The 23964-nt window shown below is 47.1% G+C and carries 20 protein-coding genes; 14 read left to right on the top strand and 6 right to left on the bottom strand.

The window, feature by feature from the left end; translation table 11 throughout:
- Positions 1 to 131 precede the first annotated feature (131 nt).
- The gene (locus tag R8806_RS10165) at positions 132 to 1109 is read right to left on the bottom strand and encodes a hypothetical protein (protein WP_124315753.1); all 978 of its coding nucleotides are present in this window, start codon (positions 1107 to 1109) and stop codon (positions 132 to 134) included.
- A gap of 351 nt (positions 1110 to 1460) precedes the next feature.
- Here R8806_RS10165 and R8806_RS10160 point away from each other — a divergent pair, with 351 nt between their 5' ends.
- The 7 genes from R8806_RS10160 (at position 1461) to R8806_RS10130 (ending at position 11776) form a co-directional block, all read left to right on the top strand.
- Complete coding sequence (locus R8806_RS10160; RefSeq protein ID WP_124315752.1) at positions 1461 to 3056, top strand: Mfa1 family fimbria major subunit; 1596 nt, start codon at positions 1461 to 1463, stop codon at positions 3054 to 3056.
- Between the two features lie 33 nt (positions 3057 to 3089).
- On the top strand, positions 3090 to 4106 hold the full coding sequence (locus tag R8806_RS10155) for a FimB/Mfa2 family fimbrial subunit (protein ID WP_124315751.1): 1017 nt from the start codon (positions 3090 to 3092) through the stop codon (positions 4104 to 4106).
- Positions 4107 to 4109: 3 nt separating this feature from the next.
- Positions 4110 to 5525, top strand: a complete 1416-nt coding sequence (locus R8806_RS10150) for a hypothetical protein (RefSeq protein WP_124315750.1) — start codon at positions 4110 to 4112, stop codon at positions 5523 to 5525.
- Positions 5526 to 5542: 17 nt separating this feature from the next.
- Entirely contained in the window at positions 5543 to 7867 is a 2325-nt protein-coding gene (locus R8806_RS10145) for a fibrobacter succinogenes major paralogous domain-containing protein (RefSeq protein WP_124315749.1), read from the top strand.
- A gap of 21 nt (positions 7868 to 7888) precedes the next feature.
- Positions 7889 to 9526 carry an L-type lectin family protein gene (locus tag R8806_RS10140; RefSeq protein ID WP_124315748.1) on the top strand — a complete coding sequence of 546 codons (1638 nt, stop codon included), beginning with the start codon at positions 7889 to 7891 and terminating at the stop codon, positions 9524 to 9526.
- Between the two features lie 284 nt (positions 9527 to 9810).
- Positions 9811 to 11223, top strand: a complete 1413-nt coding sequence (gene aspA, locus R8806_RS10135) for an aspartate ammonia-lyase (protein ID WP_124315747.1) — start codon at positions 9811 to 9813, stop codon at positions 11221 to 11223.
- 70 nt (positions 11224 to 11293) lie between these two features.
- Positions 11294 to 11776, top strand: a complete 483-nt coding sequence (locus R8806_RS10130) for a DUF3332 domain-containing protein (protein ID WP_124315746.1) — start codon at positions 11294 to 11296, stop codon at positions 11774 to 11776.
- Between the two features lie 451 nt (positions 11777 to 12227).
- Here the strand turns inward: R8806_RS10130 and recG are convergent, their stop codons facing one another.
- Positions 12228 to 14330: an ATP-dependent DNA helicase RecG gene (gene recG, locus R8806_RS10125; protein WP_124315745.1), complete on the bottom strand. Its 2103-nt coding sequence runs from the start codon at positions 14328 to 14330 to the stop codon at positions 12228 to 12230.
- A gap of 123 nt (positions 14331 to 14453) precedes the next feature.
- Between recG and R8806_RS10120 the strand changes: the two genes are divergently transcribed.
- From R8806_RS10120 to R8806_RS10105, 4 genes are all read left to right on the top strand, one after another.
- Entirely contained in the window at positions 14454 to 15074 is a 621-nt protein-coding gene (locus R8806_RS10120; RefSeq protein WP_124315744.1) for a hypothetical protein, read from the top strand.
- A 127-nt stretch (positions 15075 to 15201) separates the two neighbouring features.
- Positions 15202 to 15753 (top strand): cob(I)yrinic acid a,c-diamide adenosyltransferase, encoded by a 552-nt coding sequence (locus R8806_RS10115; protein ID WP_124315743.1) that lies wholly within the window; start codon positions 15202 to 15204, stop codon positions 15751 to 15753.
- A gap of 23 nt (positions 15754 to 15776) precedes the next feature.
- Entirely contained in the window at positions 15777 to 16466 is a 690-nt protein-coding gene (locus tag R8806_RS10110; RefSeq protein WP_229782906.1) for a DUF2461 domain-containing protein, read from the top strand.
- Between the two features lie 108 nt (positions 16467 to 16574).
- On the top strand, positions 16575 to 16748 hold the full coding sequence (locus R8806_RS10105; protein WP_164720125.1) for a hypothetical protein: 174 nt from the start codon (positions 16575 to 16577) through the stop codon (positions 16746 to 16748).
- Here R8806_RS10105 and R8806_RS10100 read toward each other — a convergent pair.
- Entirely contained in the window at positions 16729 to 17304 is a 576-nt protein-coding gene (locus tag R8806_RS10100) for a Fic/DOC family protein (protein WP_124318477.1), read from the bottom strand. The two genes, R8806_RS10105 and R8806_RS10100, sit on opposite strands and share 20 nt — an antisense overlap.
- Before the next feature lie 229 nt (positions 17305 to 17533).
- Here R8806_RS10100 and purD point away from each other — a divergent pair, with 229 nt between their 5' ends.
- Both purD and R8806_RS10090 read left to right on the top strand, forming a co-directional pair.
- Positions 17534 to 18802, top strand: a complete 1269-nt coding sequence (gene purD / locus R8806_RS10095) for a phosphoribosylamine--glycine ligase (protein ID WP_124317835.1) — start codon at positions 17534 to 17536, stop codon at positions 18800 to 18802.
- 8 nt (positions 18803 to 18810) lie between these two features.
- Positions 18811 to 19785 carry a hypothetical protein gene (locus tag R8806_RS10090; RefSeq protein ID WP_124317834.1) on the top strand — a complete coding sequence of 325 codons (975 nt, stop codon included), beginning with the start codon at positions 18811 to 18813 and terminating at the stop codon, positions 19783 to 19785.
- 1 nt (position 19786) lies between these two features.
- On the opposite strand, the gene R8806_RS10085 is transcribed toward R8806_RS10090, so the two are convergent.
- The 3 genes from R8806_RS10085 to R8806_RS10075 form a co-directional block, all read right to left on the bottom strand.
- The gene (locus R8806_RS10085; RefSeq protein WP_124317833.1) at positions 19787 to 21118 is read right to left on the bottom strand and encodes a dihydroorotase; all 1332 of its coding nucleotides are present in this window, start codon (positions 21116 to 21118) and stop codon (positions 19787 to 19789) included.
- A 129-nt stretch (positions 21119 to 21247) separates the two neighbouring features.
- Entirely contained in the window at positions 21248 to 21982 is a 735-nt protein-coding gene (locus R8806_RS10080; protein ID WP_124317832.1) for a polyprenol monophosphomannose synthase, read from the bottom strand.
- Positions 21983 to 21993: 11 nt separating this feature from the next.
- Positions 21994 to 23286: a UDP-N-acetylmuramoyl-tripeptide--D-alanyl-D-alanine ligase gene (locus R8806_RS10075; RefSeq protein ID WP_124317831.1), complete on the bottom strand. Its 1293-nt coding sequence runs from the start codon at positions 23284 to 23286 to the stop codon at positions 21994 to 21996.
- A gap of 96 nt (positions 23287 to 23382) precedes the next feature.
- On the opposite strand from R8806_RS10075, the gene ispF reads away from it, so the two are divergent.
- Positions 23383 to 23862, top strand: coding sequence for a 2-C-methyl-D-erythritol 2,4-cyclodiphosphate synthase (gene ispF / locus R8806_RS10070; protein WP_087421297.1), 480 nt, complete (start codon positions 23383 to 23385; stop codon positions 23860 to 23862).
- Positions 23863 to 23964: the final 102 nt, after the last annotated feature.

The following is a 23964-nucleotide window of genomic DNA, read 5'->3' as shown; positions in this document are numbered from 1 at the left end:
CTACAAGCTACCCCCTCCAACTTCCCCTTGCATAGGGGGAGAGCTGATTACCAAGCGGTTCCCCCCCCCCCTATGTAAGGGGAGTTCGTGGGGGTAGTTGTTTAAAATTGACTTTTTGTACAGTCCCATTATTATTTCAATATTTCGTCGATAATCCGGTATTGCGTGTTGAAAAACAACCGTCTCTCGATGCGTCCGCTCCTAGAAAGAAGGGTGGAAATATGGCATAGCGAGTTAATCCATTCTTTTATCTTATTGAAATTGTCTTCCGAATCCTGTATCATCGAAAAGCTGAAATTCGTTTGGAGCAAGGCGAGATGTTTGTTGCCGGAAAAGAAATAACTACTGGAAAAGCCCACGTTGATTGACGACACGAGAAAATCTGTTTCGGATGGTAAGGGAATGCGGGGAGTACGGGTTCCGTTTAGTGTCTTTTCTAATTGTGAAAGTATAAGTTTGAGTTCATTTTTGATGTCTTCTTTTTCCTGTTCGGAAATAATATGTGTTTTGTAAAAATTACTTATCTCTTTGGATAATGCCCAAATTAGCGAGCTATCCCAAATATAAAAAACGTGTTGAAAGTTATACACGTGATGATATTTTTCACCGATAGCCGACAACCTAGGGGGAAGTTTCCACTGGGAAAAATTGTTATACTCGTCGGATTGCACGAAATAGTACCCCCATTTAAAGAACATGAATTTCATCATAAGCGGGGAATGTATGAAACATTCCAGAGGCAACGAGTGGTAGACATTCCCGCTCGTGCCGGGTTCGTCCCGGTTGATCTCTTCGATATGTTTAAAATTAAGGTCTATCATGTCACATAGGGTATCGATAGAGTGAAATTTTAACGGGGTTTCCAGTATGAATGGGAGCCATTGGATGTCTTCTTCTTGGTATAAAAGACTATCGAGCGAGATATTCAGAATTTTGGCCAGTATTCCCATTTCCCGGATGGAAAAATTTACTTTACCCGCCATCCTCCGGTAGACCGACTCTTTTTCCAGTTTCAGTATGTCCGACACCTGATTAATAAGTTCAGCTCTCTTGGAATTTCTTTTGTGTAGTTCCTCGATGAATTTATCATGAAGATCTTTTTTTCTCATGGTGGTTCTATTTAGTCATATACTCGATTCAGATAATTGTGAAACAATAATCAAATATAAACATAAATCCAGAGGAATTTTTTTAATATTACGTTAAAACGCGGGTTGTTTTAAGAATAGATTCTTCCTCTTGAATGATTCTCCGTTTCGGAGAATGGCAAAATGGTAAATCCTCTGAGATGGAGGATATGCAATGCCAACGTCTATTTATGGTATGGATAAAATCAAAAATGGCAGAAATTCCGCAAAAATGTATGATTTACCGCGGGGCAATGGACTAAAGTTGTCTTTTTCGGGCGATCTCGATGGCCTACTTTTGTATTTAGAATATAATATTATAAAAGTAAGCGAATGAAAAATAGAATGGTTCTAATGTTAACACTGGCGGCGATCGTTTTTGTCGGTTGTGTGAATGAGAAGGAAGATAAGTCGCCGGTAGATGGCGGAGTGGCTGACGTGGCTTACATTTCTCTTCAAGTTAAAACAGAAAAAAACGAGGCTCGCTCCTCGGGTGAAAACGCGGGTATGAATGAAAGTGATTTGAAGACTCTCTACTTGATAACTTTCGACGAAACGGAAAAAGTGGTCGGTATACCCAAGACGACAGAGTATTATACCAAGATCGAGAATGCCGCTTCGAAACCGGATGCCATCAAAATCTCGGCGGCCTCTGAAAAGCTACTGGTGATAGCCAATCCGGGAGATAAACTGTTGGATGTGATTGAAAATATCAATGATCGAACCACCTTCTCCACGATAAATGCGGCAGTGAAAGAGGTTACCATGGCGGAGATTACAGATAAGGTGGACGCTATCGCCAAGGGGTTCACGATGATCAACAGCGGGAATGAGAGTGGGAAACAAGCTGGGGATAAAATTACCGATCCGTTGATTAGTCTTGTCGGTAAAATTCAAGTGGTGTCGAAGGACCTGAAAGAAGAGAATGCTATTGAAGAGGCCGAGAAAGAGGGTAACCGGGTCGACGTGAAAATTGAACGTCTGGCCTCTAAAGTGGAGTTGAAACTTAAAGGGGATAATAATGATAACGTCGTTGTTGAACCTACCGGGGCGACCTTCACGTTTAAAAACTGGACACTTGACGTGGTGAACAGTACGTTCTATCCTTTTGCCGAGAAAACCCTACTTACCGTGATTCATTCGTCCGGGGGAAGTTACGTCAGTAATTTTTATACCAAGGACCCGAATTTCACGGATGCCACGGGGATCGTGAATGCCTCGGTCAACCAGACGACGTATGAACCGGAACTGGTTGCCCCTTACTCTTGGATGGCGGCTGCAAACGGAATTTATTGCATCGAGAACACGATGAATGACAATGCCCAGATATTCGAGAATGCCACCCGTGTCGTGATCAAAGGGATATATTATCCTGAAAATCATGTCGGGACAGGAGATTGGTTTAGTTTTGCTGGTAAAACGTATGCTAATTTTGATGACCTGAAAGCGGCGTACAATGCCAGTGACGCGGGGCCTAACCTGAAGGCCGCCTGCGAGGCCATGTACTCTAGCATACGATCTTATGCGGATAAGCATAGTGATGTGAATCTTAGCGGGACATCGTTTAAAACCTTGGAAACATCCGATTTGGCGCAGGTTAAGAATGGAGGGGAAGTCCTTAAAAATGGGAAAACCCCGGTTATCCAGTGGTATCAAGAAGGCCTCTGTTACTATTATTACGAGATTCGTCATGATAATGATACTGATGAACACATGGCTTTCGGGAAATATGGTGTCGTGCGAAATAACTGGTATAAGTTGACCTTGGGTTTAGTGAAAGGTCCCGGTACACCTTGGTTCCCGGATATTGATAATCCCGGTCCCGGCGATCCCGATCCGGATGATCCTATCGATACTTCTACCGGGTATTTGGGAATCACCGTGGAGGTCGCACCGTGGATTATCTGGGAAAACGAGATCGATATTTAGTGATTGAGAAACTGGATTATAAAATTTCAACGTATGAACACGGGAAGGTTATATCGGGATTGGAGCCAAAGGATAGGAAGCGTGCTGGCGTGCTTGTTTCTGTGGTCATGCGACGTGATGAAGGAAGATACGGACAACTGTGGCGTGTACTTGGAATTTATCTATAATTATAATATGGAATATGTCGACTCGTTCGATCCGTGGGTCAACACGGTTGACATATTCGTGTTTGATACTGATGAGCGTTTTCTTTTTACGAAACATGCCCGGCGGGAAGAACTCGTCGGGGGAAAGCAAATGTTGCTGGCTGATAATCTACCCGTGGGACACTACAAGATCTTGACCGTGGGAGGTTTGACCAATCATTTCCGGGTATCGGATGTGCGGGGGAATGCGCTTTCCCCGGGCGAAACGATGTTAGAGGACGTGCGGATCGCTTTAGAACGGATCTCTCAGACCGTGTCTCATGAATTTTCCCCTTTGTGGATCGGGAAAACGATAGAGATTGATTATAAAGCGGATCGGGGCGTGTACCCGGTGTCTTTGGTTAAAAATACGAATCATTTTCACGTGTTACTAGCTGAAGTGGGTGGTAGTAGTGCGGGACGTGCGGACCGTCCCGCTTTTATTTTTGAAATCCTGACACCCGAGGGAGCGGTCTACGGACATGATAACGTTCCCCGGGTGCAGGAACCCGTGACTTACATGCCCTATTCCCTGATGGCGGGCGAGGGGCCGGAAGTCTTGTCAGGAGGCCACGTGAATACGGTTAGGCTACTTTACGATGAGGATTACGATTATAAACTGATCGTCTATGATACACGGACCGGATTGCGGGCATGGGATTATGATTTGATGAAACTCTTGGAGTCGAGAAAACCGATGCTGCGTCCGGACGGGAGTACGCTCCCCGTGCAGGAATTTCTCGACCGGCAAAGCGAGTGGCGTTTGGTGATCCTGTACAAAGAGGGGGAAAACCCGTCCGGTTTCGTGGCTTTGAGTATTGAGGTCAACGGGTGGATCGTTTGGCGTAATGACATAGAGGTTTGATGTATGAAAAGCAAAATGTTACATATCGTTTGGATTCTGTTCTTCTTGGTGGCCTGCATCGGGGAGCGTTCGGAGGATGGAGGGGGAGAATCTCTCGGTTCGCGGGGAAAGATCGACGTGGAAATACTCGTGCGGGGGGCCGATGAACATGATTTTGTTCGAACGGTTCGTTTTGTCGTGTTCGATGATGCCTCTGTATCCCCGACGTTGGACATAAACGAGTTAGTAGCCTTGGGTGACGAGGAACGTGATGCAACCCGATTTAAAACCACTCTGGAAGTGAAGACGAATCCGGATAAAATGCTTGTCGTGGTAGTGAACGAACCTCAGGTCATGACGAGTGTACTGAATGCGGTCATTGCCCCGGAACAACTGGAAGAGATGCTTTTCCGGATGGATGATACCTTTAGTTTTGATCACGTGCAACCCTTGATGTCCGGGATTCCGATGTCCGGGGTGAAACGGAAAATCGTGGTGGAGGAAAACGTCACGACCAACGAGAAGATCACGATTGAACGGGCCGTGGCCCGTGTCGAACTCTGGTTGAAGAAAGCCGACGAAATCGCTTTCGCCCGGCTTTCCACGTCCATGAATTCTAGGGTACTCTTGGAGAATACTTACGGGAAGGGCTATCTGGTGACGGGGACAGAAGCCGATAAAACCCGTTTCCAGACCGGGTTAGAGATCGAGAATAATTTCGGTTATATACAAACTCCTACTTCCGGTTTCGAACACGTCATTTGGAATTACCGGGATGCAAACGTGTTGGAACTATCGGATGCCCCGCAACGGATATGTATGTTCTACACGCCGGAACGAACTTACGAGGTTGCCGATGACCGGAATAAATTGTTTTTGGATATACGAGGACTAAGTTCTCCGGAAGGGGAGAGAGGCATCCGCACCGCACTCACGGAGTTTATCCCGGAAGGGGGAAGTAGCCCGCGGGTGATTACAGAAATTCGGCGGAATAATATTTACCGGATCATCGGGACGGTGAAAGAAAAGACGGTACAATTTGAACAGGCCGTACTCCCGTGGACCGAGGTGGAACAAGGGACAATTATCGATCCCCAGTACTACTTGCGGGTAAGTCGGGACGTTCTTCATGTGGGGCGTGTGGGTGATGTTGTTTCGATTTCGGTGGAGACAAACTATAACAGGAGCGACCGGGGGTTCCCCAAGGGCGTGCGGTTGGGTGAGATTAGCTACTATGATAAAGATGATCGGCCCTTGGAAACGACTGCCGGGGGACGGGATTGGTTGGTGGTTAATATGTCCGGAACGGACGGGGATTTATCCCGGAATGCGGAGTTCATCGCAAAAGCGAGCTTGGGCAGTGTTCCCGCGGGATATTACGCTTTGGTTGAAATTAAAGCGGGAAACCTGATTAAGATCATTCGGGTTACTCGCTCATGATAAATAACGAGTAAGATATGATGAAACGATTCAGAGGGTGTTCGAAACGGTTTAGCCTGATAATGGCCTTGCTCTTGTCGGGACTGGCGGGATGTGTACATGATAAGCTGGACGGGCCGGACCCGTCGGGGAAAGTCATGGATATAGAACTGGTTATTCCGGGATTCGAGATTCCCTTGACCCGCTCGATAGAAGGGGACAAAGGGGAAGCCGCGGTACGGGCGATAGACCTTTTATTTTTCGATCGGTCAACCCCGTCCGCTAAACTACTCCAACATCTGAGCGTGATCGATTTTAAGCAAGAACCCGCGGGTTCGGACTATAAAGTGAAATTTAGCTTGAATCTTGCCAAGGACGATCAGGTCAGCCTGATTGCGGTTGTCGTGAATGCCTCGGATGCGGTGGAACGGGCCTTGGCGGGAAGTCCGGCGGATGCCGAAAAACAAGAGCTATTAAAGGCCTTGACCTTCAGTACTTCCAAGGATAAGGATGACACGTATAAATGGAACGTGAACCCGCCGGGATATACGCCGGTTCCCATGTACGGCGAGATGGCCATGGAAGGAGTCGTGCCGGGCTATCTTGTCTCCGTCTCCTTGACCCGGATGCTGGCTCGTGTGGACGTGGAAAACAAGGTTAGCGGGGAAGTCTTCCAACTGGAGGAGATATTTCTGGTGAATTACAACACGTCCGGGTACATCGCCCCGAAATGGGACGAGACGACCGGTGTGCTTGTCCCGGACCCTTATACAGCAAACAAGAACCCGATGATTCCCGTCCCTTCGGGAAAACAGCCGGGTACGGAAGAGGTGGCGATGAAGTACGGGTACAAACAGGCCGCCAATGCCCCGGGAGCCTTGATGGCGGGGAAAATTTACACCTACGAAGCTGTTAAGAACGTGGCGGCTGACCCGAAAAACGGGGTTTGTTTGGTTGTCAAGGGCAAATACAGGGGCGAGGACTATTATTACCGGGTGGACTTCACGCGGACTGCGGGAGAGGCGGCTGATGTGGTGTGTATGCCGTTGTATCGTAATCACAAGTATGTTGTTACCATAACCGATGCCGAGGGTATCGGTTACAAAACCTTTAAGGAGGCTCTTCACGCATCCGGGGTATTGTCGAACTTGAAGACATCCATTTTGATCGTGAACTTGGAGGGAATAAATCACATCGTTTATGACGGCCAATTCTTCATGGGCGTGGAACGTCGTACGCTGGACCTGCCTTACGGTATAAGTCGGCAACTTACTTACCGGGTGAGTTCCGATTACCACGGGGCATGGGAGGCGCGAGTGATTGATTCGGATGCAAACACTTGGCTCCGGCTGGCCGGGGGACAACCGGTCACGAACGGGACGGATATAAACGGGAGCGGTTTGGAACTGGTGATTTCGTCCGTGTTCTCCCCGGGTGGCGGGCGTGATTACGTGACGGGGCAGATCGAGTTCACGGCGGGTCGTCTGCGGGATACCCTAACCGTGAGAAGGGTCCCGATCGCGGAGATGTTTGCCCGGAGCAATGTCGTGCTAAATTCCGGGGTACTGACTTTTGCCGTGACCGCGGAGAATAACCGGGAGATTCCCGCTTGGTCGCAAGGGGTGTTTTTCAAATGGGGATCGTTGGTGGCGTTAGCTCCAGCCGGGAATCCTTATGACCCGGAGGTGCAAGCCGTTTATTACCCGTCCCACCTGAACCCCTCGGATTGGAAAGGAGGTCTGGCCGGGTGGGATAAAATCCCGTATGCTCATTCGAATTTCAACTTCTCCATGCCTTCCGCTACTGGGGAGGACGTGGATGCTTTCGAGGAATATTCCGGTAATACCGGGTTCAGTGAAAGCGCGGGCGTGGGGGATATTTGTCGCTATATTTCCAGTGGGCCGGGTGGGAAAGGATGGGTCGAGGGCAAATGGCGTTTACCAACAAATGCCGAGTTGGAACTCTTGTATGAAGAAACTGGGATAAAAACGGTGTCGATGGGTGGTTTCGTCAACCTGACTGCCGAACTGAACCGGGATGCCGGAAACTACCTGCACGGGAACTTTGATTCTGAAAGCGGTTGGTTCCTAGGGGCAAACGTGGCGGGAACAACGGCAACGTCTGACCATAGAGCGGTACCCCCGTCGGGGACGGTCTTCCTGCCTGCATCCGGGCAACGTTACCCGGATGGTAACGGGGATGTGGTACATGTCGGTGCGTACGGTTATTACTGGGCTTCTACGCCCTATCCGGTGAATGGCGGATACATCACCGATTATCTTTTCATATATAAAAGTGGGGTTGATTTTAATGCAGCCGATCGCTCGTACGCTTTTCCCGTTCGCTGTATCAAAGATTATTAATAATCACTAACACGACGAGATATGATAAAGAGACTATTCTTTTGTTTGTTTGCATGGGTAATGTGTTCCGGTCTATCAGTGCGGGCTCAGGAGGGGCCGCTCCCTTTCTTCCGGTCATTTCTGGATGGAAATTTGAATAAAATAACCTTCCCCGGTCCGAATGAACCCGGGGCTTCCGGGCGAGCGGCTGATGGGAATTATAAGCGAATAAACCGGGCGGTTTTGAACCAGTGGGGGTTGCAGTTGACAAGAGGGAAGGAAGAGATCGGGGCGTTTTACTTGCCGGAATATATTTTTTCCACGCAAGACGGGTTGTTGATTGAATTCGAGTATATCATGATGTACACGAATGCGGAAGAAATTGGCATAACTGATGGAATTTGTATGTTCCTTGTCGATGCAACCACGAACGAGTATATCGGTTCGAACTTGAAATATGGAGCAGAGGGTGCGGGGTTTGGTTACACGCACCGCCGCTCCGGACACACGGATATTAGATATGGCGTGACCTCGATCACCGGGATGAAGGGAGGTTATCTTGCCGTGGCTTTGGATCAGGGGCATTTTAAAAATTGGCGTTTCGAAAATTATGAGATGCGGAACGGGATTCCTTACGGGGATGCTGGAATTGCGAACGTACAATCGGCAACATATAATACCCGGAGTAACGTGACAATTCGGGGGGCCGCGGGAAGAGGCGAAAAGGTGATAACCACTTCGCTCAAAACTCACCGGATAGCGGAAGGTCGCTGGGGTTATCCTGTTCTCATTACTCGTCACACGGGATGGGATGAGAAGACCGGACTGGAAGATCCCAATTCCGACGGGTTGAGAAACAAGGCCGGATTTATGTTGAACACCCAGACTGGAATGTATGAACAATATGTTGTCCCAAGAATCGATAACCCCTTCTGTATTGCAGGGGGAAAGCTGTTTTATCATTCAGATGAAAGTGCTTATCGGAAAGCGATCATCGCTTTGGAACCGAACACTATCGGGGGTGGATTCCGGATCACGGTGACCATCCAACACGGAACGGAAAAGACGGTCGTGATCGAGAACTATACCTATCCTTCTTCCTTGTTATATACGGAGAATGGTATTCCTGCCCAATTTATTCCCGGGGAATACCCCACGATTACCTATTACTCGAATCCGCCACAAACCGAACTGGCCCTCAAGACTCCGGAAAAACTGGCTATAGGTTTTATGGCATCGACAGGGCAACTTACTTCCTACACGAACATCATCCGGAACCTGCGGATAACTCCCTTGTACGGTGCCAATGCGGAGGATGATATTTACAACCATCGTCGCGGTCCCGTCATCGTGCGTCCGCTGGATAACGATGTCGCCTATCGGCTTGTCGGCAACCAACCGGGTGCCAGCAAAGACAACCTTGATTTAACGAGTTTCAGGATATGGACGGACGAGAAACATTGTCTGGGAGACGGCCAATTCGAGCATGAAGAAAAGGGTGTCGGGAAATGGAAATATAACCCGGAATCGGGTGAAATGACATTTTTTCCGGCAAAAGACGTGGGCGGGGAAGCCGTTATTTGGTATGACATTAAGAGTATACACAGCCCGTACGTTGCGGAGAAATACCGCTCGTCTCTGGCGAAAATCGTGATAAATTTTACGGATGATGAGGGTTAAGTTCACCCCTTCTCCCGGAAACGTTTGTAAAAAAGAATTGCAACGAGCTTTATTTTGTTAAATGTTTATATATATAATTGATTTGTAGTAGTATATGTTTTCGTGCATGGAACGTAAATTATGGGTTAAAATTTGGCTTTATACTATTAACTTTATACCTTTGCCGGATTAATTTTCTTCGGGTCGTTTGTTATGGACGAGAGACATTTAGTTATTGTTTTTAACGATCGGGTGAAACTTGAAAGAAATTCAAACGTATTTGGAAATAATTAATCTATAAAGTTATGAAAACAAGAATAGAACATGATTTACTAGGCAACAAAGAGGTGCCAATGGATGCGTATTATGGCGTTCAAACTTTGAGAGCTATCGAGAACTTTGCTGGTATCAGTAATTACACGATCGGAATGTTTCCGAATTACGTGAAGGCTTTGGCCATGGTAAAATGGGCTGCCGCGAAAGCAAACTTTGAATTGGGATTGATTCCTGCTGATATTACAAATGCCATCACCGCTGCTTGCGAGGAAATCATCGATGGTAAGTTGGCTGACCAGTTCCCGGTAGATATGGTTCAAGGTGGAGCCGGAACTTCCACGAACATGAACATCAATGAGGTTGTTGCCAATCGTGCATTGGAACTGTTGGGACACCAGAAAGGTGAATACCAATATTGCCACCCGAATAATCATGTGAATCTTTCTCAATCAACGAATGACGCTTATCCTACATCATTCCACTTGGCAATTATCCTGACCAATAAAGAAGTGGTTGCTGAAATTAAATTGTTGGTTGATTCTTTTAGAAGAAAAGCAAAAGAATTCGAACACGTGTTGAAAATGGGACGTACCCAACTTCAGGATGCCGTTCCGATGACTTTGGGCCAAGAGTTCGAGGCATATGCTTACACGTTGGAAGAGAATATCGAGCGTTTGAACGAGGCCGCTAAATTATTCTTGGTAGAAAACATGGGTGCTACGGCTATCGGTACGGGTATCAACTCAGAACCGGAATACGCTGAAATCTGCGCTCGTGAACTTCGCATCATCAGTGGTGAAGAGTTTGTTTTAGCTCCGAACTTGATTGCTGCAACCCCGGATACCGGAGCTTGTGTCACTTACTCTTCAGAATTGAAACGTTTCTGCGTTCAGTTGTCTAAAGTATGTAACGACTTGCGTTTATTGTCCAGTGGCCCGAGATGCGGTTTGAACGAGATCAATTTGCCTCCGATGCAACCGGGATCTTCTATCATGCCGGGTAAAGTGAATCCGGTTATCCCGGAAGTGGTTAACCAAGTATGTTTCCGCGTGATCGGTAATGACACGACCGTGATGATGGCTGCCGAGGCTGGTCAGTTGGAATTGAACGTGATGGAGCCGGTAATCGTTTACGCTTTGTTCAACTCCATGCAGATGTTGACCAAGGTTATGGATCGTTTGAGAATTTTGTGTGTTGACGGAATTACTGCTAACGCTGACCGTTGTAAAGATATGGTGATGAACAGTATCGGTATCGTTACTGCTTTGAACCCGACTTTAGGTTACGAAAATTCATCTCGTATCGCCAAGAGAGCTTTAACGGAAAACAGAAGTGTTTATGACTTGGTTTTGGAAGAAAAATTATTGACGAAAGAGGAGCTGGATAACGTGCTTCGCCCGGAATTAATGATTGCTCCGAAAAAATTCTACAAGAAAAAATAACAAAAAGTGCTTTAGTTTCGTAACAAAAAGCGTTACCTTCGTAAAACTAATTAAATTTAAAGCATAGGTTATGAAAAAAAGTTTTAATCAAATGATTGCTGTTGTGATGATCGCGGTGTCATCAGTGGCTTTCACAGGGTGTTACGGTTCTTTCTCTTTGACTTCCAAGTTACATAACTGGAACGGACAAGTGTCTAACGCTAAATTCGTGAACGAGTTAGTATTCTTGGGATTGTGTATCCTTCCGGCATACGAGTTGTGCTGCTTGGGTGATGTTTTGATCTTCAACTCTATCGAGTTCTGGGGTGGCCAAAATCCGGTTGCCATGAAAGCTGGAGATGTGGAAGAAGGTCAGGTAATGTACGCCGGACATCCTTACCATGTAACTAAATCTTTGAATAAGATGGTAGTTGCAAGTGAAGAGACTGATGCTGTTGCTGAATTCCAATATTTCCCGGAAGAAGAATCTTGGTATTTAATGGATGGTCAGAACAAGGCTAAGTTGATGAAAAACACGAAAAAGATGATGAAAGCTGTTGTAGCGATCAACTAATTTTTTTCGGTTCAGATAATGAAAGGACGTCTTCGGGCGTCCTTTTTTTTGTGTCCTTTTGTCGCGTGATAACAGGAATCTGCTCGCTGTTTTTGTATCGGCACGTTGAAGGTAAAGGGGGAATTCGTCGCCTGTAAATGGGGACGTGAATAAAGAATACATTTATACTAACTGATAAAATTCGGATGAATACCGAATATAGTATTTTAATTAAATTGTAAACATACTTTATGAACCTTATTATATATAAGGTTCATATAAGGTTTCTATAAGGTATCTATAAGGTTCATGACGGTATTCGTCCGGAACAGATCTATTCATTATTATGAAATATGCCATTGCTTGGTCGCTGACTCCCATCGTCTTAGGCTTGTTCTGCTTGGATTGTCGGGTTGAACGGGCGGGGAACTTGGACGATTGTGAAAATAGAGGCGTAGCTGTTTTTGGGAGGTTAACTGATATATCGCCAGTTGATTTTAGTTTTGAAAAGACGTTTTACTTGGGTGGCAAAGGTTTGATTCTCTTCTTTTTGTAGGAGAGGATCGTCTTCCAGAATGAGCGTGGCAGCTTGGGCAGCCTCGTTCAGGATGCGGCCGTCTTTCCCTAGGTTGGCTACCCGCAGGTTGCAAGTTAGCCCGCTTTGTTGTGTTCCTTCGATGTCTCCCGGACCGCGTAGTTTTAAATCGACTTCGGCAATCTCAAAGCCATCATTCGTGGAGGTCATGGTCTCGATCCTTTTACGGGACTCGTTAGACAGTTTGTAGGAGGTCATCAGGATACAATACGATTGTTCGGCTCCCCGTCCGACACGCCCGCGCAGCTGGTGCAATTGGGATAGTCCGAAACGTTCGGCACTTTCAATGACCATGATAGAGGCGTTGGGAACATTTACCCCGACTTCGATCACGGTGGTTGCCACAAGAATACGGGTTTCTCCCGATACGAAACGCCTCATGTGTTCCTCTTTCTCTGTCGGTTTGAGTTTCCCGTGAACGATGTCCGCCGTGTATCCCAAGGGGGCGAAATAACTCATCACGTGTTCATAGCCCTCTTCCAAGTTCCGGTAATCCATCTTTTCCGATTCGGAGATCATGGGGTACACGATGTAGGCCTGCCTGCCGAGTTCCAGTTCTTTCTGGATGAATTTATAGACTTGCAGGCGTCTTGCCTCGAATGCATGATGTGTGGTGATAGGTTTCCGGCCGGGAGGAAGTTGGTCGATCACCGATACATCTAGATCACCGTAGAGGGTCATGGCGAGAGTCCGGGGAATGGGAGTGGCCGTCATGACCAGCATGTGTGGGGGAATCGTGTTCTTTTGCCACAGTTTAGCTCGCTGGGCAACTCCGAAACGATGCTGCTCGTCGATAACGACAAGTCCCACGTTTTTAAAATTCACCACGTCTTCCAGTAGGGCGTGTGTCCCGATCAGGATTTGCAGACGTCCGTCGGACAGGGCCTCGTGAATGATTTCCCTTTCTTTTTTCTTGGTGGAACCTGTGAGTAGGCCGACGCTAATCGGGGTATCCTTCAGAAGCCCGGATATGGTTTCGTAATGTTGGGTGGCGAGAATCTCCGTCGGGGCCATGATGGCGGCTTGGTAACCGTTGTCGAGGGCGATCAGCATACACATCACGGCGACAAGGGTTTTGCCGCTTCCCACGTCTCCCTGCAACAGGCGGTTCATTTGCTTGCCGGAACCGCAATCGGAACGGATTTCTTTAATAACCCGTTTCTGCGCGTCGGTCAAGGGAAAGGGTAGGTGATTGTGGTAGAAATCGTTGAAATAATCCCCGACCGTGGTAAAGAGATGGCCTTGGAAGGCTGCCTTGCGGTTGAATTTCAGTTTCAGTATGTTGAGCTGAATGTAGAACAGCTCTTCAAATTTAAGCCGGTATTGTGCCTTGCGGAGCATATCCGGGTTTTCCGGGAAGTGGATGTTGTACAAAGCCTCGTGCAGGTAGATCAAGTTGTGTTTTTTGATGAACCATGCCGGGAGGGTTTCTTGAATCCTGCCGTTGATAGCTTTGAAAATATTTGCTTGTATCTTGTTGATCAGCCGGGAGGTCAGGTAACTTTTTTTCATCTTCTCCGTGGTCGGGTAGATGGCTTGGAAACCCACGAGTTGCTTGGCACTCGTTTCGTACAGGTCCATTTCCGGGTGGACGATGTTCATCTTGTGGTTGAAGATGGTGGGCTTGCCGAAAATTAGGTACTCCTTGTCAGGGGTGATCTGGCTGGAGAGGTATTTGTGGCCCGTGAACCACACGAGTTCCAATTCCCCGGTTCCGTCGTAGGCCGTGGCGACCATGCGCATCTGTTTGCCCGCGCCGACGGACGTGAGGTTCGTGATTTTAGCTTTTACCTGAATGTAGGGGAGGTCTGATGTAAGTTCCCGGATCGTGTAGACACGGGTCCGGTCAATGTATTTGTAGGGGATGTAATAGAGCATATCCTCGTAGCTTTGGATGCCCATTTCCTGCTCCAGCAACGAGGCTCTTTTCTCTCCAACACCCGGTACGAATTTTATGTTCAGTCCTGCCAGTTCCAAAATACAAGTTTTCGATGGTTCATTTCTCGAACGAAAGTAAAAAAAATAGATGACTTTAGTTGAGCATATCGGGAATAAATTTTAATTTCGTGGAATAAATAATTTGGACAGACAGTTTACCGGGAGATGTATAATTATTTAAAACAACGATTTAAACATGCCATTCGTTTTCGACATAAAAGGGGATACGGGGTACATTCCCCGTTCGTTTTTGATTTGATCACGAATGTAATAAAGGAAAAAGCGATCTATTACGATTTCGAGCGGATTGAATCGAAGGGAAATATTCGGGAGAAAGAGCGGAAGTTGTATCGTTTACTTTTTCGGTTGGCAGAATATTTTTCTTACCGGAACGTGCTGTGTGTCGGGGTGCGGTCGCCGTGGGCTTCCATGTACCTGGCGGCTGTTTCGAAACAGATGGTGTTGTTGAACGGGGGACGTGCATGTCCGGGAGCCGAATATACGGAACAGGTGAAACCGGGAGATTTGAAAGGTCGCGAGATCGATATGGTTTTCTTGGGGAGAGCGTTCGAGGAGGATTGGGATGAAACTTGGGAAGAGGTTTTGCGAGTGCGCAGGCGAGGCCCGCTATGCATCGTGATTAAAGATATTTACAAGGGACGCTTCAATTCTTTGGCATGGAGACAATTGAGGCAGGAGGGAACGGTTTCGATCGACATGATGTGGTATGGGATCGTGTTCTTTGACACGAGATTGCAGAAGGGAAAGTATAATGTAATAATTTAAAAGATTTTGTGATTGCCGATTGAATGATTAGGTGATTAAAAAAAGAGCGTGTTAGGTTGTGGGGGGAAAATCACTTAATCGGAAATCATTAAATCACTTAATTGGAAATCATTAAATCTAATTTAGTATGAAGGTTTACACGAAAACAGGAGATAAGGGGACGACGGCTTTGATCGGGGGAACCCGGGTGGCAAAGAATAACGTGAGGTTAGAGGCTTACGGGGGTGTTGACGAGTTGAACAGTCATTTGGGGATGATTCGGTCGTACCCGATTGATGAGGAGAGCGTGAAACAGTTGATCGAGATTCAAAACGTGTTGTTCGTGGTCGGGGCAAACTTGGCAACGGACACGGCGGTGAGTAATATGCAGAAGAAATTGCCTTGCACGGATGAGGACGTGGCTTTTTTGGAGAGGGCGATAGACAAGATGGATGAGGAGTTGCCGCCACTGCAGTATTTCGTTTTGCCGGGAGGACGGCCGGAGGTATCGGCTTGTCATATTGCCCGTACGGTTTGCCGTCGGGTGGAACGCCGGATTATTGATATGAGCGAGGAAATAGAGGTGGAGGATATTATCGTGCGGTATGTGAATCGCCTTTCCGATTATTTGTTTGTGCTGGGGCGTAAGCTGGCAAAGGATTGCGGGCTGGAAGAGGTGAAATGGGTGCCGAGAAATTGAAAATTGAAAATGGAGAATTGAAAATGAAAGAACCTGTAACTTGTAACTTTTCAATGGCGGAAGTGTTCCGGTTTTTGGAAGAGTTGAGGGAGAATAATAACCGGGAGTGGTTTAATGCGCATAAGGAGTGGTATTTGGCTGTAAAGGCCGGGCATGAGGATTTCATTAACCGGGTGATTCCGGCGTTGGCTGTAACGGAACCGGAGGTGGACGGGTTGACGGCGAAAGATTGTATTTTCAGAATTTACCGGGATGTCCGGTTTTCGCCGAACAAGGAGCCTTATAAGACGCATATTGGGGCGTACATGGTGAAGGGTGGTAAGCAAAGTCCCCGGGCGGGATATTACGTGCATATAGAACCGGGGAATTGTATGATCGGGGGTGGAATTTGGTGTCCGGAACCATCGTTGCTGAAGGCTTTGCGGAAAGACGTGTATGATAATGTAGATGAGTTTACGGGAATTATCCGGGATGCGGAATTCCAAAAACATTACGTGTTGGAGGGGGAGAAGTTGAAAAAGGTGCCTGCACCTTTTCCTGCCGATTTTCCGGAAGGGGATTTGTTGAAATACAAGTCTTACACGGTATCGAATTATGTTCCCGATTCGTTTTTCGAGGGGGAGGACGTGGTTGAACGGTGTGTGGAGCGACTTTTACTGATGCAGCCTTTTAATCGTTTTTTAAATTACACGGTGGAGGAAACGTGGAGGTGATCGCCAGAGGCGGTTGCAGGTTGTTTGGTTGCAAGTTTCAGGTTAAAAAGAGGGGAATTTGTGGCTGAATTGCTTTGATAATAAGGGGAAAAGTCGTATATTTGTAATATGGAAAAAATAAAAGAAAAGATGCCGCAGCTTGTAAAAAACGCCACGGTTCGGGAAGAGATTTTGCAAGGAATGATTACTTCATTCCAACTGGAAGGGATAAAAATTTCCCAAGAAACTGCTTATACTATTTTGGAACGGGTGGATTTGAAACTTAAAACGTGTAAGCGATAATCTGCTCCATTCTGGAGTAGTCTTTTCGTGCTACTTGCTGAACAGCGATAATATATTCATTAAAATCAATCCTTTTGAAGTTTAAGCCGGGGTAACCTTGTTTTCGTGCCATGAGGTTGGCGAGAATACGGGATGTCCTGCCGTTGCCTTCCCGGAACGGGTGGATGAAGAGTAATTCACCGTGTACTTTGGCGATGTCTTTTATCAGAGCTTGTTGGCTGGTGTAGTGATCAGGGAGTTGGGAAAGAATTTCTTCTTCGAAAATGCGCATACTATCTGGGATAAATCTTCCGGCCGGGAACACGAATCCGCCTTTGGAAATGTTGACGGAACGGAAACGCCCGGCAAAGGAGTAGAGTTCTTTTAGCGCCGTGCGGTGGATGTCACAGATGTATTTGACTGAAAATTTTGTCTTGGGCGTTAGCTTTTCCGTGAACAGGATTTCTGCCATCAGGAATCCCTCGAATTCCGCGTTGTGAAGTGTCTCATCGTCCGTGATTCCGAGTAAATTCGGGAGAATTTCTCCCTCTTCGCCATTGGTGGTGTATCTGTTCATGGCCTTGATTTTTAACAAAGTTATAGAAATCCGTCAATTACTCCAAATTTATTTGTGATTTATGATTTATGATTTATGCTAAAGCCTTATCTTTGTACATTCGGCAAGGCCGAGTTACAAGTTGACAGGTTGCAAGTTACAGGTTCTTGGGAATGATAACGCACCTGCCGATGAATGTGTCGGGATTCAACTTGTAACCTGTAACTTGTAAACTTGTAACTAAAAAAGGATGAAAGTATTATTATTGGGTAGCGGTGGACGCGAACATGCGTTGGCGTGGAAAATAAATCAGAGTGAAAGATTAACAAAGTTATATGTTGCTCCGGGAAATGCCGGGACGGCAGAGATAGCTGAAAATGTAAATATCAAGGTAACGGATTTCGAGGCGTTGGCAAATTTCGTGGAGAATAACGCTATCGATATGCTGGTTGTCGGACCGGAAGATCCTCTGGTGGAGGGTATTCGGGATTATTTTGAGGCAGACGCTCGTTTTGCCCGACTGATGATCGTGGGACCGGGAAAAGCGGGTGCTATTCTGGAAGGAAGTAAGGATTTTGCGAAGGAATTTATGTTCCGCCACCATATCCCGACAGCCGGTTATTTGACGGTGACGAAGGATAATCTTGAAAAAGGGTTTGCTTTTTTGGAGACGTTGAAACCGCCTTACGTGTTGAAAGCGGACGGGTTGGCAGCCGGGAAAGGCGTGTTGATTCTGGATAATTTGGAAGAGGCGAAGAGGGAGTTGGAACTGATGTTGGGAGGAAAGTTCGGGAAGGCCGGGAATCAGGTGGTGATCGAGGAGTATTTGAAAGGTATAGAGCTTTCCGTGTTCGCGCTGACGGATGGGAGAAGTTATAAAATATTGGGTTCTGCCAAAGACTACAAGCGTATTGGTGAGGGTGATATAGGGTTGAACACGGGTGGTATGGGGGCCGTTTCTCCGGTACCGTTTGCCAATGAAGAGTTCAACCGGAAGGTGGAAGAGCGGGTGGTGCGCCCCACGATCGAGGGATTACAAAAAGACGGGATTGACTACAAGGGATTTGTCTTTTTCGGCCTAATGAATGTTGGTGGTGATCCTTACGTGATCGAGTATAACGTGCGTATGGGAGACCCGGAGACAGAGGTGGTGATGCCGAGATTGAAAACAGATATTTTGTCTCTTTTCGAGGCGATGGCCAAGGGGGAGCTGGAACAGGCGGCGTTCGAACTGGATGATCGTTTCTGTACGACCGTGATGCTTGTTTCTCAGGGGTATCCCGGGGATTACGAGAAAGGAAAGGAGATCACGGGTGTACCGGACGTGAAGGGGAGTATCGTGTTCCACGCGGGGACGAAGTTGGCAGACGGGAAGGTCGTGACGAACGGGGGACGCGTGATTGCTGTGAGTTCGTTCGGGAAGACTATGCGGGAGGCTTTGGCCCAGTCTTACGAGAACGTGGCCAAGATTCATTTCGACGGGATGAATTTCAGAAGAGATATTGGTTTTGATTTGTAAAAGGATGGATGATGAGATTTAACGCCATTTTAAAAACCAAGAGAGTTTATATGCTGTATTTGCTGCCATTTATTTTGGCAGCAATTGCATTTCTACGTTTTACTTTCGGACCGGATGATTTTTCCGTTTGTCCGGATTTGGGCGTTATTTCTATTCCAGCTTTTCAGGAACAGGGTGGTTTGTGGTGGAAGGAAATTGGGGTACTGGCTTTGTTGTGCTTGTCGTTTCTGGTGTTCTTTGTTGCCGATCGGTATAAGTTTTTGTCTCATATCACGGTTCTCCCGGCGGTGGTTTATGCCTTCTTGTGTATCGGAGTGATCTGTCGTTACGGGATGAGTGATTATTTGGTGGCAGCCCTATGTGTCGTGTTGGCCGTGGCTCGTTTGCAGTCGGCCATCGTGAACACGCAATCCAATTCGCCGGTATTTGGTTTCGGGCTTTTTTCCACGTTGGCGGTTTTGCTTTGCCCGAAATTGATCATGCTGATCGTCTGGGCGATCATCGTTTTGCCTTTTTCGGGAAGGGCGGCATTGAAGGATTTGGTGGCGCTGTTTATAGGTATCTTTTCCGCGTTATTCTTCACGGGGTGTTATTATTTCCTAACGGATCGGTTGGCGACTCTACCGGATGTGTTCGTGCAGGCGTTGACGAGCGGGCAAGTGTTTTGGACGATCATGCCGGAGAAAGTGGCGGCTTTTGTCGTGATCGGTGTGCTGATCGTCGTGTCCTTGTATAATGTCGTGGTGAACTACCCGATGGCGATCGTGGCGCAACGGCGGGGTATGTTGTCGATGTTGTCGATGTTGCTTTTCGTGGGGAGTTCGTTGTTTTTTATCCCGTTTAATTGTCACGGGATCACTTTGATTACAGCGATCCCGTTATCTTATATGTTTACTCAATACTTTATTTCACATCGGACTCGCTGGCTGGGGAACGTGTTGTTCCTGTTGTTCATAGCGGCCTGCGTGCTTCTTGTTTTGTAGATTAATAGAACGTCAGCATTTCCCCGCGTACGTCGTCATTGATCTTGCCATGATCGTACACGATTTGCCCGTTCACGAGCGTCATGCTAACCCGGTAGGTAAAAGACATATCTTCGAGCGGTGACCAGCCGCATTTGTAAAGTAAATTTTCTTTCTTCACGGTCCACGGGTGTTTCTCGAAGATGGCGATGTCAGCCTTGTAACCTTCCCGCAGGTAGCCTCTTTCTTCGACATGGAAAATGTCGGCAGGGGCATGACACATTTTGTCCACGATGTTTTCAAGCGTGATCTGGCCTTTCTCCATGAGTTCTAGCATGACGGTCAGCGAGTGTTGTACCATCGGGCCACCGCTGGCTGATTTGGTGTACACTCCGGCTTTTTCTTCCGGGAGATGGGGAGCGTGATCCGTGGCGATGATGTCCAAACGGTTGTCATTCAAGGCTTGTAACAGGGCTTGCCGATCCTCTTCAGTTTTGATGGCAGGATTCCACTTGACGAGGTTGCCTTTGGTGTGGTAGGCCTGATCATTGAACCAAAGATGGTGAACGCATACTTCCCCGGTGATGTGTTTTTGGGTGCGGGGACCTTGATCCAGTAATTCCAATTCTTCTTTCGTGCTTAGATGAAGTATGTGCAGGCGGCTGTTGTGTTTACGTGCCAGCTCGGCTGCTAGCGAAGAGCTGGTGTAACAACACTCCCGGTTGCGGATCAAAGGATGGCAGAAAGGAGGAATGCCTTCCCCGTACTGTTGCTTGTATAGTTCCAAGTTACGGTCTATCGTGGGCGAATCCTCGCAATGGGTTGCGATAAGAATGGGGGATTCGGCAAATATCTTTTCCAAGGCCTCCCGGCTATCCACCAGCATATTACCCGTGGAGGAACCCATGAAAATTTTAATGCCGCAAGTCGTGTGAGGATCGACCTTTTTAATCTCGTCGATATTGTCAACGGTGGCACCGAGGTAAAACGAGTAGTTGACAGCCGCGTTCTCCTTGGCAATCTGTTGTTTTTCCCGAAGTAATTCGTTGGTTACGGTGGGAGGTTTCACGTTAGGCATATCCATGAAAGAGGTCACGCCCCCGGCTGCTGCCGCCCGGCTACCTTCCCGGATGTCTCCTTTGTGGGTGAGTCCGGGTTCGCGGAAGTGTACTTGATCGTCAATCACTCCCGGTATGACGTATTTCCCCGTGGCATCGATAACTTTGATGTCCCCGGGAACTGAATCCAATTCGCCTTCTATGATTTTCTCGATACGATCGTTGTGAATCAGGAGATCCCCTTTGAAGGTTCTCCCCTCGTTTATGATGGTTCCGCCTTGAAGTAATATACGCATAGTAATTTTAGATTTTAAATTTTAGATTTTAGATTCCGGCCGCACGAGGCTGACGTTTTAACTACCCCCTCTGGCTCCCCCTTGCACAGGGGAGTTAGAGGGGGTAGCTTAATTTTCCATTCTCCATTTTCAATTTTCAATTTTCTTACGTTTTCCCAAGCTCCGGAGTTTCATCGTGATGACACCCCAAAAGGCCTCGTTGAAGATGCCACCGCTCATTTTGGACGTGCCGAGGGTACGGTCTGTGAAAATGATGGGGACTTCTTTCAGCTTGAATCCCAAGGTCCACGCCGTGAATTTCATTTCGATCTGGAAGGCGTAGCCTTTGAAACGGATGTTGTCAAGGTCAATGGATTCCAAGACTTTCCGGGTGTAACAAACGAATCCGGCTGTGGCATCGTGTATTTTCATACCCGTGATGAATCTTACGTATTTGGAGGCAAAATAGGACATGAGAACCCGTCCCATGGGCCAGTTCACGACGTTAACACCTGTGACGTAGCGGGAACCGATCGCCATATCGCCTTCCCCGCTTTCGCAGGCGTGATACAATTTGACCAGATCATCGGGGTTATGGGAGAAATCCGCGTCCATCTCGAAGATGTAGTTATACCCGTGTTCCAGAGACCATTTGAATCCGGTGATATAGGCCGTGCCGAGTCCTAGCTTTCCTTTACGTTCGATCATGTGAAGTTGTGGGAACTCGGATTGCAGACGTTTTACAATCTGGGCCGTGCCGTCGGGAGAGTTGTCCTCTATCACGAGCACATCAAACTTTGGTTCCAGTTTAAAAACATAACGGAGAATGTTTTCGATATTCTCTTTTTCGTTATAGGTCGGTATGATGACAACTCTGTCGTTCATGGTCTGTTGTTTTATAAGTATTCTGTAATCCTTTCCAGTTTATTTCCCCGTGAACCTTTTATCAGGATAAAAGCGTGGCGGATCTCGTTCGCTTTGAGATACTCGATCAGCGTGTCCGTGTCGGGGAAGTAACGCGTAAAGGTATAGTTATTTGCGATGGATTCAAAACTCGACCCCACGAGGAATACCCGGGGAAAATTGTTTTTCTTCATGAGTTCCACGATGTTTTTGTGGGACTCTTCAGAAATGGCTCCCAGTTCACGCATTTCCCCGATAATCAGTAATTTGTTGTCTGCTTTCATTTCCCCGAAATTGGAAATGGCGACTTGCATACTGCTCGGGTTAGCGTTGTAGGCATCCAGGATGATCGTGTTGCGTTCCGTTTTCAGTAGTTGCGAGCGAAGGTTAGAGGGAGTGTAAGCCTCGATGGCGGCCTGTATTTGTAAAGGATCGATATTGAAATACGTTCCAACCGTGGTGGCTGCCATGGCGTTGTCGAAGTTATATCCCCCGATGAGTTTCGTCCGGATGTATAGTTGTCCGTGATGGGTTTTCAAGGCATACACGAGGTAAGGGGTGGTCTGAACGATTTCCCCGTTCGTGAAATGTCCGTCGATGCCATAGGTGTATCTTTTTTGGCCTTCAGATAGTTGGCACAATAATTTATCTTCCCCGTTCACGAATAAAATTCCCGATTTCTCCTTCACGGATTCGTAAAGGGCTCTTTTGGTTTGGATGATATTTTCGTAGCTCCCGAACCCTTCCAAGTGGGCGTACCCGATGTTCGTGATGATACCGTAGTCCGGTTCAACAATCTTACATAGTTCTTTTATTTCCCCCGGATGGTTGGCTCCCATTTCCACGATACCGAATTCCGTGGAGGCGTCCATGCTTAACAGGGTGAGGGGTACACCGATATGGTTGTTTAAATTGCCTTTCGTGGCAACGGTATTATATTTTTTGGAAAGAACGGCGTGACATAATTCTTTAGTGGTAGTTTTGCCGTTTGTCCCGGTGATTCCCAAGATGGGGATGTTCAATTTCCGGCGGTGGTGGTTGGCCAGTTGTTGCAGGAATTGCAGGGTGTCGGGAACGAGTACGCATTGGGGAGCCGTGTTGTAGGCGGCCTCATCAATAACGACGTGTTTCGCTCCTTGGGCCACGGCTTTCTCTGCAAAGGTGTTACCGTTGTGATTTTCACCCTTTAAGGCAATGAATATATCTCCTGTTTTTACCTCTCGGGAGTCTGTTGTAATCCGGCTACCTGCCAGAAAAGAATTATATATTGATTCAAGCTCTTTCATCTTTTCATAATATCCGATCAGAGTGACAAATTTATAAAAATAAATGAACCATGAACGGTTTTTTCATTAATATTGCAGGATAATAATATTATTACAATGAAAATAAAAACAGGTATAGGGATCGATGTCCATCGGCTGGAGCCGGGACTGGACTTTTGGTTAGGAGGGATTAAACTGGAACATGAAAAAGGGTGCGTGGCCCATTCGGATGGGGATGTGTTGATTCACGCAATATGTGATGCACTTTTGGGAGCTGCCGGGCTGGATGATATTGGGGTATATTTCCCGGATACGGACCCCGCTTACAAGGGTATTGATAGTAAAATTCTGTTGAAGAAGGTGATCGATATGATTGAGAACAAGGGATTTGCTATTGGTAATATTGATTGCGTGATATGCCTGCAAAGGCCGAAAATTAAAATGCGGACCTTGGAGATGCGGGAGTGTTTGTCTGAAATTATGGGGATTGATGTAGATGAAATAACCATCAAGGCTACCACGACGGAGAAACTGGGCTTTGAGGGGAGAGAAGAGGGGGTTTCGGCTTACGTGACGGTGCTGATTATTAAGTTATAAAAGGGGAGTCCCGAAAGTCATTTTTCAAACTCCCTCCCGGCTTCGCCGTACTCCCTCTATAAACAGAGGGAGAGTTGAAATACTCCCTGTCTTCGGGAAGAG

Origin of the sequence: Butyricimonas faecihominis, from assembly GCF_033096445.1 — a bacterium.
GTDB classification, from domain to species: Bacteria; Bacteroidota; Bacteroidia; order Bacteroidales; family Marinifilaceae; genus Butyricimonas; species Butyricimonas faecihominis.
The sequence above is the reverse complement of the archived record's forward strand: the minus strand, read 5'-3'. Positions and strand labels throughout refer to the sequence as shown.

What these genes read in the sequence shown, in the direction of transcription:
- R8806_RS10165 (WP_124315753.1), bottom strand. Translation starts at nt 1,109, where the DNA reads ATGAGAAAAAAAGATCTTCATGATAAATTCATCGAGGAACTACACAAA.
- R8806_RS10160 (WP_124315752.1), top strand. Translation starts at nt 1,461, where the DNA reads ATGAAAAATAGAATGGTTCTAATGTTAACACTGGCGGCGATCGTTTTT.
- R8806_RS10155 (WP_124315751.1), top strand. Translation starts at nt 3,090, where the DNA reads ATGAACACGGGAAGGTTATATCGGGATTGGAGCCAAAGGATAGGAAGC.
- R8806_RS10150 (WP_124315750.1), top strand. Translation starts at nt 4,110, where the DNA reads ATGAAAAGCAAAATGTTACATATCGTTTGGATTCTGTTCTTCTTGGTG.
- R8806_RS10145 (WP_124315749.1), top strand. Translation starts at nt 5,543, where the DNA reads ATGATGAAACGATTCAGAGGGTGTTCGAAACGGTTTAGCCTGATAATG.
- R8806_RS10140 (WP_124315748.1), top strand. Translation starts at nt 7,889, where the DNA reads ATGATAAAGAGACTATTCTTTTGTTTGTTTGCATGGGTAATGTGTTCC.
- aspA (WP_124315747.1), top strand. Translation starts at nt 9,811, where the DNA reads ATGAAAACAAGAATAGAACATGATTTACTAGGCAACAAAGAGGTGCCA.
- R8806_RS10130 (WP_124315746.1), top strand. Translation starts at nt 11,294, where the DNA reads ATGAAAAAAAGTTTTAATCAAATGATTGCTGTTGTGATGATCGCGGTG.
- R8806_RS10120 (WP_124315744.1), top strand. Translation starts at nt 14,454, where the DNA reads ATGTATAATTATTTAAAACAACGATTTAAACATGCCATTCGTTTTCGA.
- R8806_RS10115 (WP_124315743.1), top strand. Translation starts at nt 15,202, where the DNA reads ATGAAGGTTTACACGAAAACAGGAGATAAGGGGACGACGGCTTTGATC.
- R8806_RS10110 (WP_229782906.1), top strand. Translation starts at nt 15,777, where the DNA reads ATGAAAGAACCTGTAACTTGTAACTTTTCAATGGCGGAAGTGTTCCGG.
- R8806_RS10105 (WP_164720125.1), top strand. Translation starts at nt 16,575, where the DNA reads ATGGAAAAAATAAAAGAAAAGATGCCGCAGCTTGTAAAAAACGCCACG.
- R8806_RS10100 (WP_124318477.1), bottom strand. Translation starts at nt 17,304, where the DNA reads ATGAACAGATACACCACCAATGGCGAAGAGGGAGAAATTCTCCCGAAT.
- purD (WP_124317835.1), top strand. Translation starts at nt 17,534, where the DNA reads ATGAAAGTATTATTATTGGGTAGCGGTGGACGCGAACATGCGTTGGCG.
- R8806_RS10090 (WP_124317834.1), top strand. Translation starts at nt 18,811, where the DNA reads ATGATGAGATTTAACGCCATTTTAAAAACCAAGAGAGTTTATATGCTG.
- R8806_RS10085 (WP_124317833.1), bottom strand. Translation starts at nt 21,118, where the DNA reads ATGCGTATATTACTTCAAGGCGGAACCATCATAAACGAGGGGAGAACC.
- R8806_RS10080 (WP_124317832.1), bottom strand. Translation starts at nt 21,982, where the DNA reads ATGAACGACAGAGTTGTCATCATACCGACCTATAACGAAAAAGAGAAT.
- R8806_RS10075 (WP_124317831.1), bottom strand. Translation starts at nt 23,286, where the DNA reads ATGAAAGAGCTTGAATCAATATATAATTCTTTTCTGGCAGGTAGCCGG.
- ispF (WP_087421297.1), top strand. Translation starts at nt 23,383, where the DNA reads ATGAAAATAAAAACAGGTATAGGGATCGATGTCCATCGGCTGGAGCCG.